The organism is Streptomyces sp. NPDC045026, from assembly GCF_056432625.1.
In genome coordinates, this window is sequence record NZ_JBWKIS010000026.1 from 20,466 (window position 1) to 38,234 (window position 17,769).

Here is a 17,769-nt window from a genome sequence, read left to right on the forward strand (position 1 = left end):
CGATCCGGTTCCCTCCCGAGGAGTCCCCGTGCCGAATCCGTCCGCGCCCCAGACTTCCGTAGCGTCCTCCGCTCTGTACGACCCAGCGGAGCTGACCTCCGAGACCTGGGAGCGCGCCGCAGCCCGGCTGCTGGCGAAGATGATCGGGGAGTTCGCGTACGAGGAGATCATCGAACCGAAACGTGAGCCGGAGCCGAGCCCCGAGCGGGTGCATGGGCCCGGACCGGGGCCGTTACCGACGGACCTCTACCGCTTGTCCGTCGAGGGCGCCCACATGCCGTCCGGCAGCGCGTTCGAGTTCCGGGCCCGCAGGGCCGCGTACGGCAGCTGGCTCGTGGATCCGGGCAGCATCCAGTGGATCGGGGGCCGTCCCACGCAGACGGATATGGACGCGGACGGCGCCGAGCCCGATCCGCCAATCACCGGAACGAAGCCGCCGGAACACTTCACCGACCCCCTCGCCTTCCTCCTACGCGCCAAACACGTCCTCGGCCTCGACGGCGCCACGCTCGGGCATCTCATCCGCGAGCTCACCGTCACCCTCGCCGCCGACGCCCGTCTCGACCACACCGCGCTCTCCGCGGCCCAGCTCGCCGAACTCGGATACGCCGAGCTGGAAGGCCACCAGACGGGCCACCCCTGGCTCGTCCTCAACAAGGGCCGCATGGGCTTCTCGGCGGCCGACACAGCCCGCTGGGCCCCCGAGGCCCGTATCCCCGGGACGCTCCCGTGGATCGCCGTCCACACACGGATCGCCGCCTACAGAGGCGTCGCGGACCTGGCGACAGCCCAACGGCTCTACGATCGTGAGCTCTCCCCGGCGGCGCGGGACTCCTTCGCCAAGGCCCTCCGGACGCGTGGCCTGGACCCCCAGGCCTACCTGTACCTACCGGTACACCCGTGGCAGTGGAGCAACATCGTGCTGCCGCTCTTCGCCGGCCCCGTCGCGACGGACGCCATCGTGCCGCTCCCCACCGACGGCGACGTACGCCTGCCCCAGCAGTCCATCCGTACGTTCCTCAACATCTCGCGCCCTGACCGCCACACGGTGAAGCTCCCGCTCTCCGTACTCAACACCCTCGTGTGGCGCGGCCTGCCCACAGAGCGCACTCTCGCGGCACCGTCGGTGACCGCGTGGATGCACTCCCTCCGCGAAACCGATCCCTTCTTGAAGGACGATTGCGGGGTCATCCTCCTTGGAGAGGTGGCTTCCGTCGCCGTCGAGCATCCTGCGTACGACGGCCTCGAAGAAGTCCCATATCAATACAAGGAGTTGCTGGGCGCCATCTGGCGCGAACCGGTCTCCCGGTATCTCGCCCCCGGCGAGCGGGCCCGCACGCTGGCCTCACTGCTCCACGCAGACCCGCACGGCCGGTCATTCACGGCGGAGCTCGTCGCCCGCTCGGGCCTGACCCCCGAGGTGTGGCTGCGCCGGCTCTTCGCGGCCCTGCTGCCCCCGCTTCTGCACTTCCTCTACCGCTACGGCACCGTGTTCTCTCCGCACGGAGAGAACGCCATCGTCGTCTTCGACGACCACGACGTGCCGGTGCGGCTCGCGGTGAAGGACTTCGTCGACGACGTGAACGTGAGTGCCGAGCCGCTGCCCGAACACGAGCGCATGCCGCAGGACGTTCGCGAGATCCTGCTCACCGAGCCGCCCGCTTTCCTGACCCAGTTCATCCACTCGGGGCTCTTCGTCGGCGTCTTCCGGTATCTGGCGCCCCTGTGCGAGGAGCAACTGGGGGTCACGGAAGAGAAGTTCTGGTCCTTGGTGCGCGGAGAGATCCTGCGGTATCAAGCGCGCTTCCCCGAGCTCAAGGAGCGGTACGAGATGTTCGACCTCCTCACCCCCCGTATCGAGCGGCTCTGCCTCAATCGCAACCGACTGCACCTGGACGGTTACCGCGACCGGCCCCAGCGCCCCCACGCCGCCGTGCACGGCACCGTGCCCAACCCTCTGCACCAGCCTTGATCGCGGGATTGTCAGTGGTGCCCCGTAGGGTGGTCGAGCTATGACGAAGCCCTCCCTCCCCGAACTCCTGCACGCCGCCGTCACTGCCGTCGGCGGTACGGAACGCCCTGGCCAGGTGACCATGGCCGAGACCGTCGCCGAGGCGATCGATGGCGGTTCCCACCTGCTCGCACAGGCAGGCACGGGTACCGGTAAGTCCCTCGGCTACCTGGTGCCTGCCCTGGCGCACGGGGAGCGGGTCGTGGTCGCGACGGCCACACTGGCCCTCCAGCGTCAGCTCGTCGAGCGGGACCTGCCACGCACGGTCGACGCGCTGCACCCCCTGCTGCGTCGGCGCCCCCAGTTCGCCATGCTCAAGGGCCGGTCGAACTATCTGTGTCTGCACCGCCTCCACGAGGGAGCGCCGCAGGACGAGGAGGAGGGCCTCTTCGACCAGTTCGAGGCGGCCGCTCCGACCAGCAAGCTCGGCCAGGACCTGCTGCGGATGCGGGACTGGGCCGACGAGACGGAGACGGGCGACCGGGACGATCTGACGCCCGGAGTCTCCGACCGGGCCTGGTCCCAGGTGTCGGTCTCCTCCAGGGAGTGCCTGGGCGCCACCAAGTGCGCGTACGGGCAGGAATGCTTCGCCGAGGCGGCCCGCGAGCGGGCCAAGCTCGCCGATGTGATCGTCACGAATCACGCGCTCCTGGCGATCGACGCCATCGAGGGGGCGCCTGTCCTGCCGTCCCACGAGGTGTTGATCGTGGACGAGGCGCACGAGCTCGTCTCCCGGGTCACGGGTGTGGCGACGGGCGAGCTCACCCCGGGGCAGGTGAACCGCGCGGTGCGCCGATCCGCCAAGCTGGTCAACGAGAAGGCGGCCGATCAGCTCCAGACCGCCGCCGAGGGCTTCGAGCGGCTCATGGAGCTGGCGCTTCCCGGCCGTCTGGAAGAGATCCCGGAGGACCTCGGCTACGCGCTGATGGCGCTTCGGGACGCCTCCAGGACCGTCATCTCGGCCATGGGGACCACGCGTGACAAGTCCGTCCAGGACGAGGACGCCGTGCGCAAGCAGGCCCTGGCCTCCGTGGAGAGCATTCACGACGTGGCCGAGCGCATCACGAACGGCTCGGAATACGACGTCGTCTGGTACGAGCGCCACGACCGCTTCGGCGCGTCCCTCAGGGTTGCCCCCATGTCGGTGTCCGGCCTGCTGCGGGAGAAGCTCTTCACGGACCGGTCCGTCGTCCTGACCTCGGCGACACTCAAGCTCGGTGGCGATTTCAACGGGGTGGGTGCCTCTCTGGGCCTGGCCCCCGAGGGCCAGCAGGGCGAGGGTCTCCCGCAGTGGCGGGGCGTCGACGTCGGATCGCCGTTCGAGTACCGCAAGCAGGGCATTCTCTACGTCGCCAAGCACCTGGCACGCCCCGCGCGCGAGGGCACCCGCAGCGACATGATGGACGAGCTGGCCGAGCTGATGCAGGCCGCCGGCGGCCGGACGCTGGGGCTCTTCTCGTCGATGCGTGGCGCCCAGGCCGCGGCGGAGGAGCTGCGGACCCGGCTTCCCGAGTTCCCCATCCTGCTCCAGGGCGAGGAAACGCTCGGTGAGCTGATCAAGGGGTTCGCGGCCGACCCGAAGACGTGCCTGTTCGGCACGCTCTCCCTGTGGCAGGGAGTGGATGTCCCGGGTGCCAGCTGCCAGCTCGTGGTCATGGACAAGATCCCGTTCCCGCGGCCGGACGACCCGCTGATGAGCGCCCGCCAGAAGGCTGTCGAGGACGCCGGCGGCAATGGCTTCATGGCCGTGGCGGCGACGCACGCGGCCCTGCTGATGGCCCAGGGCGCCGGCCGTCTCGTACGGGCGACGGGGGACCGCGGCGTCGTGGCGGTCCTGGACCCGCGGCTGGCAACGGCCCGGTACGGCAGCTATCTGCGGGCCTCGATGCCGGACTTCTGGTACACGACGGACCGGAATCAGGTGCGGCGGTCGCTGGCGGCGATCGACGCGAAGGCGACCGCCGAAGCCGAAGAGAGCGCGTAGCCACGCAGACCGCGCGCACATGCACGCGGAGCCCCGGACACCGCGGGGCTCCGCGACGCAGCTCGCCACGGACGCGGCAGGACCCGGACACTCGGCAGGGCCAGGACACAGCAGGACCCCGGAACCGGCGCAGTTGGTTCCGGGGCCCGGTCAGGGGCGCGGTGTCACACCCGCCGCAGAACTGCCACCACCTTGCCGAGGATCGTCGCCTCGTCGCCGGGGATCGGCTGGTACGCGGAGTTGTGCGGCAGCAGCCACACATGGCCGTCCTCGCGCTTGAACCGCTTGACGGTGGCCTCGCCCTCGAGCATCGCGGCGACGATGTCGCCGTTCTCCGCGACCGGCTGGCGGCGGACCGTGACCCAGTCCCCGTCGCAGATCGCGGCCTCGATCATCGAGTCGCCGACGACCTTCAGGACGAACAGCTCACCGTCTCCGACCAGCTGCCGGGGGAGAGGGAACACGTCCTCGACGGACTCTTCGGCGAGGATCGGGCCACCGGCGGCGATGCGGCCGACGAGCGGGACGTACGAGGCGGCCGGCTTGCCCGCGGTGTCCGTGGGCTGTGCGCTCGGCTGGTCGGAGCCCCGGACCTCGTAGGCGCGGGGGCGGTGCGGGTCCCGGCGCAGGAAGCCCTTGCGCTCCAGGGCCATCAGCTGGTGCGCGACCGACGACGTGCTCGACAGGCCCACCGCCTGGCCGATCTCCCGCATCGACGGCGGGTAACCACGCCGCTGCACGGAGTCCCTGATCACCTCGATGACGCGGCGCTGCCTGTCCGTCAGCCCCGAGCTGTCGGCGCGGATCCCAGGAGGTCGGCCCGGCAGGGAGCGCGCGGGCTTCGGCCCCTCCGGGCTCATGGATGCGTCATTCATGGCATGCACCGGCTCGAGTCGGCCCTGGGAACGGTCCTGGGCAGTGATGGTGGCGCTGTCTGCGGTGGTGGTCACGTCTGTCGGCCCCTCTCGAGATGTTCTCCCTAGCTAGCCAACGGTAGTTGCTTTCGAAAGGTTGCGCCAAACACACGTTCGAGTGAAAAATCGCAGATTGCTTGTCGTGATCATGTGCCTGGGTGTATGCCTTGCGCTTCGCCGGAGTGGCAATTCGGTTGATTACGGTACGCTTCATCGCCGAGGTCGTGACCCACTCCGTGGGGCTCCCAGTGTGCCATCCGGTGGTCCATCAGCCCGGAACCGGCCCCCTCTCCGTGCGCCGCCGCCCGTGATCTGCGTGCATCCGTCATGGGCGCGCTCCCGCCCTGGCGTTCGTGAGGTGAAAGCGACACGCGTGGGGCGAATTAGCGACCAAACCCCAGATCTAGTGGTTGGATTGCGGCAGCAGCCCAGAAGTTGTGGTCCCCGGTCCATCGAGGCCTCGGTCATCGCCTATGCTTGGGGCTGCTTCGAGGGGCCTGAAGGGCCTCCCGGGGCCATTGAGTCGTGCTGTGAAGGAGGGTTGGAGTTCCATGCACTGCCCCTTCTGCAGGCACCCCGACAGCCGTGTCGTCGACAGTCGCACCACTGACGACGGGACGTCGATCCGCAGGCGCCGCCAGTGCCCCGACTGCTCCCGTCGTTTCACGACCGTGGAGACGTGCTCGCTCATGGTGGTCAAGCGGAGCGGGGTGACCGAACCCTTCAGTCGTACGAAGGTGATCAACGGCGTCCGTAAGGCATGCCAGGGTCGCCCCGTCACCGAGGACGCCCTTGCCCAGCTCGGCCAGCGGGTCGAGGAGGCGGTGCGTGCCACCGGCAGTGCGGAGCTGACCACTCATGACGTGGGCCTGGCCATACTCGGCCCGCTTCAGGAACTCGACCTCGTCGCCTACCTGCGCTTCGCGTCCGTGTACCGGGCGTTCAATTCGCTGGAGGACTTCGACTCGGCCATCGCGGAGCTGAGGGAACAGCTGCCGGGTGCGAGCCGCGGCGACGCGGGCGGAGAGCGCGAACCATGTGACTGCGGGCCCGGAGGGACTGTCGAAGTCCCCGTGCCCGCCACCGCTGCCGACTGACGGCCCAGGGGCCGGTCGGCGGCCATCCAGACCTGTTGCGGGCGGCAAGAGCGGCGTCCGCAATACAAGACACACACCGTGCCACGGGAAGATCGAGGCACTTCGGGGCGTTTTAGCCCGGTATAGGGAGGCGGCATGACAGAGACGACGAGTGGCCCGGCACGAGGTTCCCGCGCCAAGGGAGCCAAGGCCAGCAAGGGGCTGCGTATCGAGCGCATCCATACGACTCCCGGCGTGCACCCGTACGACGAGGTGGAGTGGGAGCGCCGTGACGTCGTCATGACCAATTGGCGCGACGGCTCGATCAACTTCGAGCAGCGTGGCGTCGAGTTCCCCGGCTTCTGGTCGGTGAACGCGGTCAACATCGTCACCAGCAAGTACTTCCGCGGCGCGGTCGGCACCCCGCAGCGCGAGGTGAGCCTCAGGCAGCTCATCGACCGGATCGTGAAGACGTACCGGAAGGCCGGAGAGGACCACAACTACTTCTCCTCGCCCGCCGACGCCGAGATCTTCGAGCACGAGCTGGCGTACGCCCTCCTGCACCAGATCTTCAGCTTCAACTCTCCGGTGTGGTTCAACGTCGGTACGCCGCAGCCCCAGCAGGTCTCCGCCTGCTTCATCCTGGCCGTCGACGACTCCATGGAGTCGATCCTCGACTGGTACAAGGAAGAGGGCATGATCTTCAAGGGCGGCTCCGGCGCCGGCCTGAACCTTTCGCGGATCCGTTCCTCCAAGGAGCTGCTGTCCTCGGGCGGCAACGCCTCCGGTCCCGTCTCCTTCATGCGCGGTGCCGACGCCTCCGCAGGAACGATCAAGTCGGGTGGCGCCACGCGCCGCGCGGCCAAGATGGTCATCCTCGACGTCGACCACCCCGACATCGAGAACTTCATCGAGACCAAGGTGAAGGAAGAGGAGAAGATCCGCGCGCTGCGCGACGCGGGCTTCGACATGGACCTGGGCGGCGACGACATCACGTCCGTCCAGTACCAGAACGCCAACAACTCGGTCCGCGTGAACGACGAGTTCATGAAGGCCGTGGAGACCGGCGGCAAGTTCGGTCTGCGCGCCCGGATGACCGGTGACGTCATCGAGGAGGTCGACGCCAAGTCGCTCTTCCGCAAGATGGCCGAGGCCGCGTGGGCGTGTGCCGACCCCGGCATCCAGTACGACGACACCATCAACCAGTGGCACACCTGCCCGGAGTCCGGCCGGATCAACGGCTCGAACCCGTGCAGCGAGTACATGCACCTGGACAACACGTCCTGCAACCTCGCGTCGCTGAACCTGATGAAGTTCCTGAAGGACGACGGCAAGGGCCTCCAGTCCTTCGACGTCGAGCGCTTCTCCAAGGTCGTCGAGCTGGTCATCACCGCGATGGACATCTCGATCTGCTTCGCGGACTTCCCGACGCAGAAGATCGGCGAGAACACCCGCGCCTACCGCCAGCTCGGCATCGGCTACGCCAACCTCGGTGCCCTGCTGATGGCCACGGGCCACGCGTACGACTCCGCGGGCGGCCGCGCCCTGGCCGGCTCCATCACCTCGCTGATGACCGGTACCTCGTACAAGCGCTCGGCCGAGCTCGCCGCGGTCGTCGGCCCGTACGACGGCTACGCCCGTAACGCGGAGCCGCACCAGCGGGTCATGAAGCAGCACGCCGACGCGAACACCAAGGCCGTCCGCATGGACGACCTGGACGCGCCGATCTGGGCCGCCGCCACGGAGGCCTGGCAGGACGTGGTCCGCCTCGGCGAGAAGAACGGTTTCCGCAACTCGCAGGCCTCGGTCATCGCCCCGACCGGCACCATCGGTCTCGCGATGTCCTGCGACACCACCGGCCTCGAGCCCGACCTCGCCCTGGTCAAGTTCAAGAAGCTGGTCGGCGGCGGCTCGATGCAGATCGTCAACGGCACCGTCCCGCAGGCCCTGCGCCGCCTGGGTTACCAGGAGGAGCAGATCGAGGCGATCGTCGCCCACATCGCCGACCACGGCAATGTGATCGACGCCCCCGGCCTGAAGACCGAGCACTACGAAGTCTTCGACTGCGCGATGGGCGAGCGCTCCATCTCCGCGATGGGCCACGTCCGCATGATGGCCGCCATCCAGCCCTGGATCTCCGGCGCGCTGTCCAAGACGGTCAACCTGCCCGAGACCGCCTCGGTCGAGGACGTCGAAGAGGTCTACTTCGAGGCGTGGAAGATGGGCGTCAAGGCGCTCGCCATCTACCGCGACAACTGCAAGGTCGGCCAGCCCCTCTCCGCCAAGACCAAGGAGAAGGAGAAGGAGGCGGTCACCGCCAAGGCCGAGGACACCATCCGTACCGCGGTCGAGAAGGTCGTCGAGTACCGTCCGGTCCGTAAGCGTCTGCCCAAGGGTCGCCCGGGGATCACCACCTCCTTCACCGTCGGTGGCGCCGAGGGCTACATGACCGCCAACTCCTACCCGGACGACGGTCTCGGCGAGGTCTTCCTGAAGATGTCGAAGCAGGGTTCCACCCTCGCCGGCATGATGGACGCCTTCTCGATCGCCGTCTCCGTAGGCCTGCAGTACGGCGTCCCGCTGGAGACGTACGTCTCGAAGTTCACGAACATGCGCTTTGAGCCGGCCGGCATGACGGACGACCCGGACGTGCGGATGGCGCAGTCGATCGTCGACTACATCTTCCGACGCCTGGCGCTCGACTTCCTGCCCTTCGAGACGCGCTCCGCGCTCGGCATCCACTCGGCCGAGGAGCGTCAGCGTCACCTGGAGACGGGCTCGTACGAGCAGTCCATCGACGATGTCGACGTCGAGGGTCTGGCTCAGTCCGCCCCGCGGCAGACCGAGTCCCTGAAGGCCGTCGTCGAGGCCCCCAAGGCCGAGGCCGTGGCGCCCGCTCCGCAGCAGGCGCACACCAGCGCCGAGCTCGTGGAGATGCAGCTGGGTATCCAGGCGGACGCTCCGCTGTGCTTCTCCTGCGGCACGAAGATGCAGCGCGCCGGCTCGTGCTACATCTGCGAGGGCTGTGGGTCGACCAGCGGGTGCAGCTGATCATCTGACGCACTGAGGTGAGGGGCGGCGGGCCACAGGCCCGCCGCCCCTCACCCGTTGTGCGTTCCCGGAGTCCTCAGCGCGCGCTGCCCATCACGGCGGCGAACGATGTCGGGTCGCTGTCGAAGCCCTGGAGCACCTCGCGGAAGGCCCACTCTCCGGAGTCGTCCCTCGCGAACTCGGCGATCACGGCCGCCGTGGAATCGGCCACTACGGAGAAGTCGTTCTGCGCGAGGTCGGTGTACCCCTCGCGGATGCGGACCGCCGTGTTCGCCACAGCGCCGAACACCGTTGCCCGCTCGCCCTGTTGTATGGCGATACCGACGACCACGCGCGCGTAGGAGGGCGAAAGGCGCTCCAGCTCCAGTGTCATGACTTCGTCGAACCCGAAGCCCTGGCCGGTGGTGCTGTCCCGGTTGAGAGTGATGGTCCCGTCGGGGGAGCGGCTGTCGAAGTGCACGACGTAGGCCGGTGCCCCGCCCGGATCGTCGGACCTGTAGGTCGCCGCGATGATGTCGAGATCATGGGGCGGCGTGCCGATCGGGCTCGGGTCCCATTTCAGCGCGACCTCGACCTTCTTGAGCCCCTTCTTGAAACTGCTCACCGAACTCCCCCTCCTCGGCTGTTGGTTACGGCTGTTCATGACTGACTGTTCATGACTGCGCATGACTGCTACGGACACGCTACGTCCTACGATTGTGACCATGACCTGGAACGGGGAAGACCTGGATCTCGACGCCTACTTGGCGCGAATCGGCTTCATGGGAGACGTGAAACCGGACCTGGAGACGCTGCGCGCGCTGCACAGGGCGCACCTCGCGTCGATCCCGTTCGAGAACCTGGAGATCATGCTCGGGCGGCTGGTGTACCTGGATCCCGCTGCCCTCCAGGCGAAGCTCGTGCGGCAGCGCCGCGGCGGCTACTGCTACGAGCAGAACCTGCTCTTCGCGGCGGCTCTGGAGCGAATCGGCTACTCCGTGAAGGGACTTGGGGCCCGCGTCCGGGTGGGGGCGACGGCGATGCGCGCCGTCACCCACATGTTGACCCGAGTCACCGTGGAGGACGGTCAGGAGTGGCTGTGCGACGTGGGCTTCGGCGCCCAGGGGCTGCGCGAACCGATCCCCCTGCGGGACGGGATCGAGGTGCGTCAGGGGCCGTGGACGTTCGGTCTCGTGTCGGAGGCCGGAGGCGTTCTGGTCCTGCGGAGCCTGCGCCCCGGCGGATGGGAGGAGATCTACGCCTTCACCCTGGAGGAGCGCTATCCCGTCGACTACGTATTGATGAACCACTACACGTCGACGCATCCGCGGTCCGCCTTCACCCATCGGCCCGTCGTCCAGCGTGCCGCCGTCGACACCCAGCGCTCACTGATCGACATGCGGCTGTCGATCGAGCATCCTGACGGCACACGGGACGAACGGGACGTACAGGAAGGCGAGTTGATCGACCTTCTCGCCCGTGAGTTCGGGATCGAACTGAGTGCCGAGGACGCGGCGCGACTGATCAGGATGTGCGGCGCCGGAGCGTGACCGAACCCACGCCGTGGGCCGTACGATGGCGCGGTGCTGGTCAAGTGGATTCGTTGCACCGTGACCGACCGACGCGGTTTCGAGCGGGGGCAGCGAAAGTGGGCGGGGCTTCTGGGGGAGCCGGGGTTCCGGGGGCAGGGCGGCGGCTGGAGCAGAAATCGGCCAGGGGTGGCGCATGTCCTCGGCTTCTGGGAGAGCCGTGCCTTCTACGACTCCTTCATGGCGCGCTCGCACGACCGGCTCGCGGCTGCCCAGTCGGGCACGTACAAAGACATCCAAGTGAAGCTCTTCGACCACCGGTTCGACGTGAAGACGGGGTTCGAGCCGCGCTTCACGGACGCGGACACGGTGCGTCTCGCGCACTGCCGGGTGCACACGGACCGCGAGGAACACTTCGCGCTCATGCAGGAGAAGGTCTGGAACCCCGCGATGGCCGGCTCCCCGGGGATGGTGCGCGGGCTGTTCGGTGAAGCACCGGGCAACGAGTTCCTGATCCTGTCGATGTGGCACTCCGTGGCCGAGCACGGCAAGTACCAGGCCGAACGCGTCGAGCGACTCTCGACCCGCGCCCAGACGGAGACCGACATCGCCGGGATCACGGGCGACATCGTCCAGCTCGAACCCTCCTGGACGGTGTGAGCCGGACCGGCCGCGAAGAGGGGCCGCGCCATGTGACATACGCCGTATGGAGCCCGTACGGGTGCTCGAACCGGGCCCGTCCGATCTAGGGTTTCCGCATGGCACGACCGCGGCGCATTGTCCTTGTCAGGCACGGCGAGTCGGAGGGCAACGCCGACGACACCGTCTACGAACGCGAGCCCGACCATGCCCTGGCCCTCACCGAGACCGGGCACCGTCAGGCCGACGAGACGGGGAAGTACCTACGGGAGCTGTTCGGCCGCGAGCAGGTGAGCGTGTACGTGTCGCCCTACCGCCGCACGCACCAGACGTTCCGCGCCTTCCGTCTCGACCCGGAACGCGTGCGCGTGCGCGAGGAGCCGCGGCTGCGGGAGCAGGACTGGGGAAACTGGCAGGAACGGGACGACGTACGCCTCCAGAAGGCGTACCGCGACGCCTACGGCCACTTCTTCTACCGCTTCGCCCAAGGCGAGTCCGGGGCTGACGTGTACGACCGTGTGGGTGCTTTTCTGGAGAGTCTCTACCGGAGCTTCGAGGCGCACGACCACCCGTCGAACGTCCTCCTCGTCACCCATGGGCTCACCATGCGGCTGTTCTGCATGCGCTGGTTCCACTGGACCGTCGCCGACTTCGAATGCCTGTCGAATCCCGGGAACGGTGAGACGCGGGCACTCGTTCTCGGGGAGGACGGCAAATACACCTTGGACCGGCCGTTCGAACGATGGCGTGACCCGGAGCCGTACGGAGTCACCGGTTAGAGTGGCAGGGCGATGATCGCTGACTCCTCTTCTCCTGTGCGGCTGGACCGCGCGCTGTCCAGCCTGCGCGGCCTGGCGGTGGGGGACGCGCTGGGCTCCCAGTTCTTCGTGCCCGCCAACTATCCGCTGCTCAAGCGCCGCGAGCTGCCCGACGGTATCTGGCAGTGGACCGACGACACCGAAATGGCGTGCTCCGTAGTGGCGGTCCTGGCCGCCGAGAACCGGATCGAGCAGGACGCGCTCGCCCGGTCCTTCGCGGAGCACCACGACTTCGACCGGGGCTACGGTCCCGCGGTGAACCGGCTGCTCCGGCAAGTCCGCGAGGGCGGCGACTGGCGCTCTCTGTCCTCCGCGCTCTTCAAGGGCCAGGGCTCGTGGGGCAACGGGGCGGCGATGCGGATCGCGCCGCTCGGCGCCTGGTACGCGGGCGATCCCGAGCAGGCCACACATCAGGCCGAGATCTCGGCCTATCCGACGCATCAGCACCGGGAGGCCGTGGTCGGGGCCATGGCCGTGGCCGCAGCCGCCGCGATTGTGGCCGATCCGGCAGGACCGCCGACCCCGCAGGCCCTGCTCGACGGCGTGATCGCGCTCGTTCCACGCAGTGCGGTGGGTGCGGGGCTCCGGCGGGCCAGGGACATGCTCGACTACGGCGACGCGGGGACGGTTGCCGCGGTCCTCGGCTGCGGCAGGCGCACCACGGCGCACGACACCGTGCCCTTCGCCCTGTGGTCGGCGGCGCGAGGGCTCGGCGACTTCGAGCGCGCGTTCTGGGACACGTCCCAGGTGGGCGGCGACATGGACACGACGTGCGCGATCGTGGGCGGAGTAGTCGCTTCAGGCCCGGGTGGCGCTCCGGCGGACCTGTGGTTGCAGCGGACCGAGCCATTGCCGGAGTGGGCGCCCGGACTGCCGGTCTGACCTGCGGTTGGCTCACCGCTCACCGCTCACTGCTCACCGCTCGCTGGGCGTGATGGATGCACTGCACGGGTGTGGCGGATGCGTCGGCTCCGGTGTGGTGGGTCCCGGGCTGCCCGATCGACTCGGACGGCCCGGCACCCACCGCAGTGGTGGGCGGATCCCCCCGTCAGCCGCCCGCCGGCCCGGCCGCACCCGCGGTACCCGCGAGCGCTTCCAGGTCGCTCTTGCGCACCCGGATCACCACAGTGGCGACGATCAGGGCGAGCAGTGCCATCGCCGCGGCCGGAATGAACGCGGTCGAGATGCCCTCGGCCAGCACCTGGTGACCCCAGGGAGCCGGGAGCTGGTGGGTCCGGGCGAACTCCGCCTTCTGCTCGGGCGTGGCCTGCGCCAGGAAGGACGGGATCTGGTCCTTGGCTTCGTTGCGGCTGGCCGTGCCGAAGACCGTGGTCAGGATGGAGAGGCCGAGTGAACCGCCCACCTGCTGCGTCACGTTGAGCAGCCCGGACGCCGCGCCCGCCTCGTGCTGGGCGACTCCGGAGACCGCGGTCAGGGTGAGCGTCACGAAGTTGAGCCCCATCCCGACGCCGAACAGCAGCATCGGGCCGAGCACCCCGCCCACGTACGAGCTGTCAGGGGAGATGAACGTCTGCCAGCCGAGGCCGAGCAGGACGAGTGCCGCGCCGGTCATCATGAACGGCTTGGGGCCGAGTACCGGAAGCAGTCGCTGGGACAGGCCCGCGCCGACGATGATCGCGGCCGTCACGGGGAGGAAGGCGAGGCCCGCTTCGATCGGCGTGTAGTTGAGGACGTTCTGTGCGAACAGGACGATGAAGAAGAACATGCCGAACATCGCCGCGGCCAGGCTCAGCATGATCACGTACGTGCCGGAGCGGTTGCGGTCGGCGAACATCCGCAGCGGAGTGATCGGTTCCTTCGCCCGGCTCTCGATGAAGGCGAAGGCGAGCAGAAGCACCACGGCGGCGACGAAGGAGCCCACGCTGACGCTGTCCCGCCAGCCCTTCTCCGACGCCCGGATGAAGCCGTACACGAGCGAGGCCATGCCCGCCGTGGAGGTGAGCGCGCCCGCGATGTCGAAGCGTCCCGGGTGGCGTTCGGACTCGTTGATGTACATCGGCGCGAGTACGGCGATGAGGATGCCGATGGGTACGTTCACGAACAGCACCCAGCGCCAGTCCAGCCACTCCGTGAGCATGCCGCCGGCGAGGAGACCGACGGCGCCGCCGCCCGCGGAGACGGCCGCGAAGACGCCGAACGCGCGGTTCCGCTCAGGTCCTTCGGGGAACGTCGTGGTGATGAGGGCGAGCGAGGTGGGTGACGCGATCGCGCCACCGACGCCCTGCAGCGCCCGAGCTGCCAGCAACTGCCAGGGTTCCTGGGCGAGTCCGCCGAGCAGGGAGGCGAGTGTGAAGAGCAGGATGCCGGACATGAAGACGCGGCGGCGACCGAGGATGTCCCCCGCGCGGCCGCCGAGAAGCAGCAGGCCGCCGAAGGTGAGCGTGTACGCGCTGACGACCCAAGTGAGGTCAGTGGTGGAGAACTTGAGCGCGTCCTGAATGTGCGGGAGCGCGATGTTCACAATCGTCGCGTCCAGTACCACCATGAGTTGGCAGGCCGCGATGACGGAGAGGGCTATGCCGGGGTGCCCCGCCCGTCGTGCTGTCCCCGACTTCCCTGGCTTGTCCGGCTTCTGATCCTGAGTTAACTGAGAGGTTGACACTATGGATCCCCCACGAGTGCGTTAGTGAACGCAGCCGTTCACTGTCGCGTCAAACGGTAGTGACTCCCCATCAGTGAACGCAACCGTTCACTGAAGAAGCTGCCTTGAACGCCCGGATCCCCGACGGAGAGAAGACGATGGATACTTCGCGCTGGACGGCCGCCCCCGCTCGGACGGCCACCCTGCGCCGGCGTGGCCCCGTACTGGAGCGGGCCATCCTGGAAGCCGCGCTGGAGCAGCTCAGTACGGTCGGCTGGAACGCCCTCACGATGGAGGGCGTCGCCGCCGGGGCGCAGACGGGCAAGGCCGCCGTCTATCGCCGCTGGCCCTCCAAGGAGGAGCTCGTCGTGGACGCCCTCCAGGCGGCGCTGCCCAAGCTCGACGGAGCGCCGGACTGCGGCAGCGTCCGGGAGGACTTGATCGAGCTGTGCCGCCTGATGCGTGAGGCGATGTACTCGCGCCCCGGATTCGCTCTGCGGTCGGTTCTTCACGAATGCGACTCGGCGACGGCCCAGCGCTTCCATGAGGTGATCTTCGAGGGGGTCGTCCAGCCGAGCGTCGAGCTGATCAAAGAGGTCGTGCACCGCGGCATTCAGCGCGGAGAGGTGCGCCCTGACGCCATGGACGCGTACGTCTGCGATGTCATCCCGGCGATGATGATGTACCGCTCCAAGGTGTGCGCAAGCGAATGGGGAGAGCGTGATCTCACGGAAATGATCGATCAGGTGATGGTTCCGCTGCTGCGGCCGCTGGGGGCGTGACGCGGGGCGGCGTCGGCGCCTTGCGGGCTGCGGATCGAGGCCCGGCGCCCGGGTGGTGCGGGGGCCGCGCCCTCGTCGGGTCGGCCGTGAACCGGAGGTTTCGCCCCCGCCGACGTCAGCTACGGAGAACGGGCTGGTCGTACCGGGTGTCGCTGAGGGGTCAAGGCGGCGTACGCTATCTGGCGCCATGCCGTACGAACCACCCACTCACAGCGTCGAGCGCTCACTGCGCGCCACCACCGGAGCCAAGATCGTCGCCGGTGTGGACGAGGTCGGTCGCGGTGCGTGGGCGGGGCCGGTCACTGTGTGCGCCGCCGTCACCGGGCTGCGCCGACCCCCCGAAGGGCTCACCGACTCCAAGCTGATCAGCCCGAAGCGGCGCGAGGCGCTCGCCGAGACGCTGGAGAGCTGGGTGACGGCACATGCTCTCGGGCACGCCTCCCACGAGGAGATCGACGAGCTGGGGATGACGGCCGCTCTGCGGCTCGCCGCGGTGCGCGCCCTCGAGGCCCTTCCGGTCCGTCCGGACGCGGTCATCCTCGACGGGAAGCACAACTACCTCGGTGCTCCCTGGCAGGTCCGTACGGTGATCAAGGGTGACCGGTCCTGTGTGGCCGTCGCCGCGGCATCGGTGATCGCCAAGGTTCGGCGCGACAAAATGATGGCCGAACTGGGCATCGAACATGCAGACTTCGGTTTTGCGGCCAACGCCGGTTATCCGTCGCCGGTCCACAAAGCCGCGCTGGAGGAGCGGGGGCCCACCCCGTACCACCGGCTCACGTGGGCGTATCTTGATGCGCTGCCCCAGTGGCGGCACCTCAAGAAGGCCCGCAGCTGGGCGGACGGAAACGTTCCGGAGATCGAAGGCCAGCTCGGCTTCGACTTCTGACCTTCCGCTCGCACTCATGTGCCACCCGCCGGAGCCACTCGCACCGGTGTTTGATAGACATCAGCTCATGCCTCTCCTTCCCGAGGAGCCTCAGATTTACGAGAGTGCCCAGGGTCCCCGCGCCACTTCTGCCCCCAGCGGCCGCAGTGCGCCGACCCCCCGCCCCGTACCCGGCCCGCGTCCCGCGGCGCCGCCGCGACCCGGACGCCCGGGTCCCGCACGGCCGAAGCCGCCCGCGCAGCGCACGTCGCGCGAGTCGGCGCCCGCCGTCAAGCCGGAGCCTTCGGCTCCGACCGCTCCCGGCGCCGTGCCGACCGCGCCCGCGCAGCCGCAGATCCAGCTGATCCCGGCTTCGGTCGAGGGCGCCCTGGACGCTGCGGAGGAAGCCGTCGACCTGCTCCTCGACTCGGGCCGCGCGCCCGGCGAGGTGCTGGTGATCACCATCGGTGACCCGCACCCATGGGCCACCCACGAGCTGTCCTTCGGCGACACCGCCTACTGGGCGCAGCACGACGCGGGTGACGACGTCTTCTACGTCGGCGCCGGTGCCGTCGAGCGCGCCACGAAGCGGCCGGTGGTCGTCGTAGCGCTGAACGGCGGTGACGACGAGGCGGGCGCCACCGCTCTGCCTCTCGCCCTCGGCCGGGCGGGCGCCCTGCTGGTTGTGTGCGGAGACCCGCAGCGGATCAACTCCCTGCTGGGCGCCGGAGTCTGACACGCCGCACGCCGGCTGCCCGGACCGCTCGACGGTCTTGGGGCGGCCGGCGGCGCCGTGTGTCTGCGGGCCCGTATCGGCAGGGGTCCGTTTCCGCGGCAGCTCTCAGCGGGCGGCCGCGCGGCGCAGTACCTCCGACGCGGCTCCTCCCGCGCGTGGCAGCGGCGGCTCGGTAGAGCCCTCGAACGCTTCGGGCGTCGACCCCAGACTGGGCCGCCGGCCGCCACGCCCCTCGCCGAGTACCTGCCAGCCGTCCCGCGTCATGGTGATGTACGCCCCGCAGCGCAGCCCATGAAGTGTGCAGGCATCCCGCAGCCCCCACATCCACGCACCGTCCTCCTCGGTCCAACGCGCGTCGCCCTCACGGCAGTAGAGCAGTACGGCCGTGCGCACCGGTGTGCGACGCCGGAGATCGTGCGGGATGACCCGGCGCAGGTGCGTGAGCAGTGCATTGCGGAACACCCAGCCGTCCGCCGCGCTCGCGCGCCGCGCGAACGACGCGCTGGCGCTGAGCCGCTCCTCCGTGTCGAGAACGGCCACGACGGCCGTCTGCGGCTTGGGGCGGTGCCTGGCGTGCAGGCCGCTGACGACCTCGCGCGGATTGCGCAGCAGTGGGATCCCCGCCGCGGCCCATTCCGCGGGTTCGAGCATCCTGGCGAGTTGGTGGGCGGAGTCGGCGGACATGTCGGCACGCGTCGATGACGTCGACAACGATGCCGCCGAGGACGGAGCGAATCCGAAGGTCACGGTCCTCCCTTCGGCTACGCGCCCACACTGCGG

The 17,769-nt window shown here is 68.9% G+C and carries 15 protein-coding genes; 11 read left to right on the forward strand and 4 right to left on the reverse strand.

The annotated features are described in order from the left end of the window. The first annotated feature begins 28 nt into the window (after positions 1 to 28). Together AC07EJ_RS36190 and AC07EJ_RS36195 are read left to right on the forward strand one after the other, a co-directional pair. The gene (locus AC07EJ_RS36190) at positions 29 to 1,972 is read left to right on the forward strand and encodes an IucA/IucC family protein (RefSeq protein ID WP_478885872.1); all 1,944 of its coding nucleotides are present in this window, start codon (positions 29 to 31) and stop codon (positions 1,970 to 1,972) included. A gap of 40 nt (positions 1,973 to 2,012) precedes the next feature. Further along, complete coding sequence (locus AC07EJ_RS36195; protein WP_393586189.1) at positions 2,013 to 3,995, forward strand: ATP-dependent DNA helicase; 1,983 nt, start codon at positions 2,013 to 2,015, stop codon at positions 3,993 to 3,995. A 164-nt stretch (positions 3,996 to 4,159) separates the two neighbouring features. Here AC07EJ_RS36195 and lexA read toward each other — a convergent pair whose 3' ends face one another. Beyond that, complete coding sequence (lexA, locus tag AC07EJ_RS36200; protein ID WP_362907016.1) at positions 4,160 to 4,945, reverse strand: transcriptional repressor LexA; 786 nt, start codon at positions 4,943 to 4,945, stop codon at positions 4,160 to 4,162. 515 nt (positions 4,946 to 5,460) lie between these two features. Here lexA and nrdR point away from each other — a divergent pair. Together nrdR and AC07EJ_RS36210 are read left to right on the forward strand one after the other, a co-directional pair. After that, on the forward strand, positions 5,461 to 6,006 hold the full coding sequence (gene nrdR, locus AC07EJ_RS36205; protein ID WP_227297763.1) for a transcriptional regulator NrdR: 546 nt from the start codon (positions 5,461 to 5,463) through the stop codon (positions 6,004 to 6,006). 135 nt (positions 6,007 to 6,141) lie between these two features. Further along, positions 6,142 to 9,036: a vitamin B12-dependent ribonucleotide reductase gene (locus tag AC07EJ_RS36210; protein ID WP_389489644.1), complete on the forward strand. Its 2,895-nt coding sequence runs from the start codon at positions 6,142 to 6,144 to the stop codon at positions 9,034 to 9,036. A 76-nt stretch (positions 9,037 to 9,112) separates the two neighbouring features. Here AC07EJ_RS36210 and AC07EJ_RS36215 read toward each other — a convergent pair whose 3' ends face one another. Then, on the reverse strand, positions 9,113 to 9,640 hold the full coding sequence (locus tag AC07EJ_RS36215) for a TerD family protein (protein WP_389489642.1): 528 nt from the start codon (positions 9,638 to 9,640) through the stop codon (positions 9,113 to 9,115). A 100-nt stretch (positions 9,641 to 9,740) separates the two neighbouring features. Between AC07EJ_RS36215 and AC07EJ_RS36220 the strand changes: the two genes are divergently transcribed. From AC07EJ_RS36220 to AC07EJ_RS36235, 4 genes are all read left to right on the forward strand, one after another. Further along, positions 9,741 to 10,565 (forward strand): arylamine N-acetyltransferase family protein, encoded by an 825-nt coding sequence (locus AC07EJ_RS36220; RefSeq protein ID WP_389489640.1) that lies wholly within the window; start codon positions 9,741 to 9,743, stop codon positions 10,563 to 10,565. A 33-nt stretch (positions 10,566 to 10,598) separates the two neighbouring features. Then, the gene (locus tag AC07EJ_RS36225) at positions 10,599 to 11,204 is read left to right on the forward strand and encodes a YdbC family protein (RefSeq protein WP_384269703.1); all 606 of its coding nucleotides are present in this window, start codon (positions 10,599 to 10,601) and stop codon (positions 11,202 to 11,204) included. Between the two features lie 98 nt (positions 11,205 to 11,302). Then, positions 11,303 to 11,962 (forward strand): histidine phosphatase family protein, encoded by a 660-nt coding sequence (locus tag AC07EJ_RS36230; protein ID WP_389489637.1) that lies wholly within the window; start codon positions 11,303 to 11,305, stop codon positions 11,960 to 11,962. A 12-nt stretch (positions 11,963 to 11,974) separates the two neighbouring features. Then, entirely contained in the window at positions 11,975 to 12,883 is a 909-nt protein-coding gene (locus AC07EJ_RS36235) for an ADP-ribosylglycohydrolase family protein (protein WP_389489635.1), read from the forward strand. Between the two features lie 166 nt (positions 12,884 to 13,049). Here AC07EJ_RS36235 and AC07EJ_RS36240 read toward each other — a convergent pair whose 3' ends face one another. Then, positions 13,050 to 14,624, reverse strand: a complete 1,575-nt coding sequence (locus AC07EJ_RS36240; RefSeq protein ID WP_478885873.1) for an MFS transporter — start codon at positions 14,622 to 14,624, stop codon at positions 13,050 to 13,052. Positions 14,625 to 14,761: 137 nt separating this feature from the next. On the opposite strand from AC07EJ_RS36240, the gene AC07EJ_RS36245 reads away from it, so the two are divergent. The 3 genes from AC07EJ_RS36245 (at position 14,762) to AC07EJ_RS36255 (ending at position 16,989) form a co-directional block, all read left to right on the forward strand. Beyond that, entirely contained in the window at positions 14,762 to 15,385 is a 624-nt protein-coding gene (locus AC07EJ_RS36245; protein WP_389489630.1) for a TetR/AcrR family transcriptional regulator, read from the forward strand. Positions 15,386 to 15,572: 187 nt separating this feature from the next. Then, positions 15,573 to 16,274, forward strand: coding sequence for a ribonuclease HII (locus tag AC07EJ_RS36250; protein WP_389489627.1), 702 nt, complete (start codon positions 15,573 to 15,575; stop codon positions 16,272 to 16,274). A gap of 67 nt (positions 16,275 to 16,341) precedes the next feature. Further along, positions 16,342 to 16,989 (forward strand): hypothetical protein, encoded by a 648-nt coding sequence (locus AC07EJ_RS36255; protein ID WP_389489624.1) that lies wholly within the window; start codon positions 16,342 to 16,344, stop codon positions 16,987 to 16,989. Between the two features lie 105 nt (positions 16,990 to 17,094). Here the strand turns inward: AC07EJ_RS36255 and AC07EJ_RS36260 are convergent, their stop codons facing one another. Next, positions 17,095 to 17,736, reverse strand: a complete 642-nt coding sequence (locus tag AC07EJ_RS36260) for a hypothetical protein (protein ID WP_389489621.1) — start codon at positions 17,734 to 17,736, stop codon at positions 17,095 to 17,097. Positions 17,737 to 17,769 lie beyond the last annotated feature (33 nt).

Coding starts and splice junctions, on each gene's coding strand:
- AC07EJ_RS36220 (WP_389489640.1), top strand. CDS start 9,741: ATGACCTGGAACGGGGAAGACCTGGATCTCGACGCCTACTTGGCGCGA.
- AC07EJ_RS36210 (WP_389489644.1), top strand. CDS start 6,142: ATGACAGAGACGACGAGTGGCCCGGCACGAGGTTCCCGCGCCAAGGGA.
- AC07EJ_RS36230 (WP_389489637.1), top strand. CDS start 11,303: ATGGCACGACCGCGGCGCATTGTCCTTGTCAGGCACGGCGAGTCGGAG.
- AC07EJ_RS36255 (WP_389489624.1), top strand. CDS start 16,342: ATGCCTCTCCTTCCCGAGGAGCCTCAGATTTACGAGAGTGCCCAGGGT.
- AC07EJ_RS36250 (WP_389489627.1), top strand. CDS start 15,573: ATGCCGTACGAACCACCCACTCACAGCGTCGAGCGCTCACTGCGCGCC.
- AC07EJ_RS36195 (WP_393586189.1), top strand. CDS start 2,013: ATGACGAAGCCCTCCCTCCCCGAACTCCTGCACGCCGCCGTCACTGCC.
- AC07EJ_RS36245 (WP_389489630.1), top strand. CDS start 14,762: ATGGATACTTCGCGCTGGACGGCCGCCCCCGCTCGGACGGCCACCCTG.
- nrdR (WP_227297763.1), top strand. CDS start 5,461: ATGCACTGCCCCTTCTGCAGGCACCCCGACAGCCGTGTCGTCGACAGT.
- AC07EJ_RS36235 (WP_389489635.1), top strand. CDS start 11,975: ATGATCGCTGACTCCTCTTCTCCTGTGCGGCTGGACCGCGCGCTGTCC.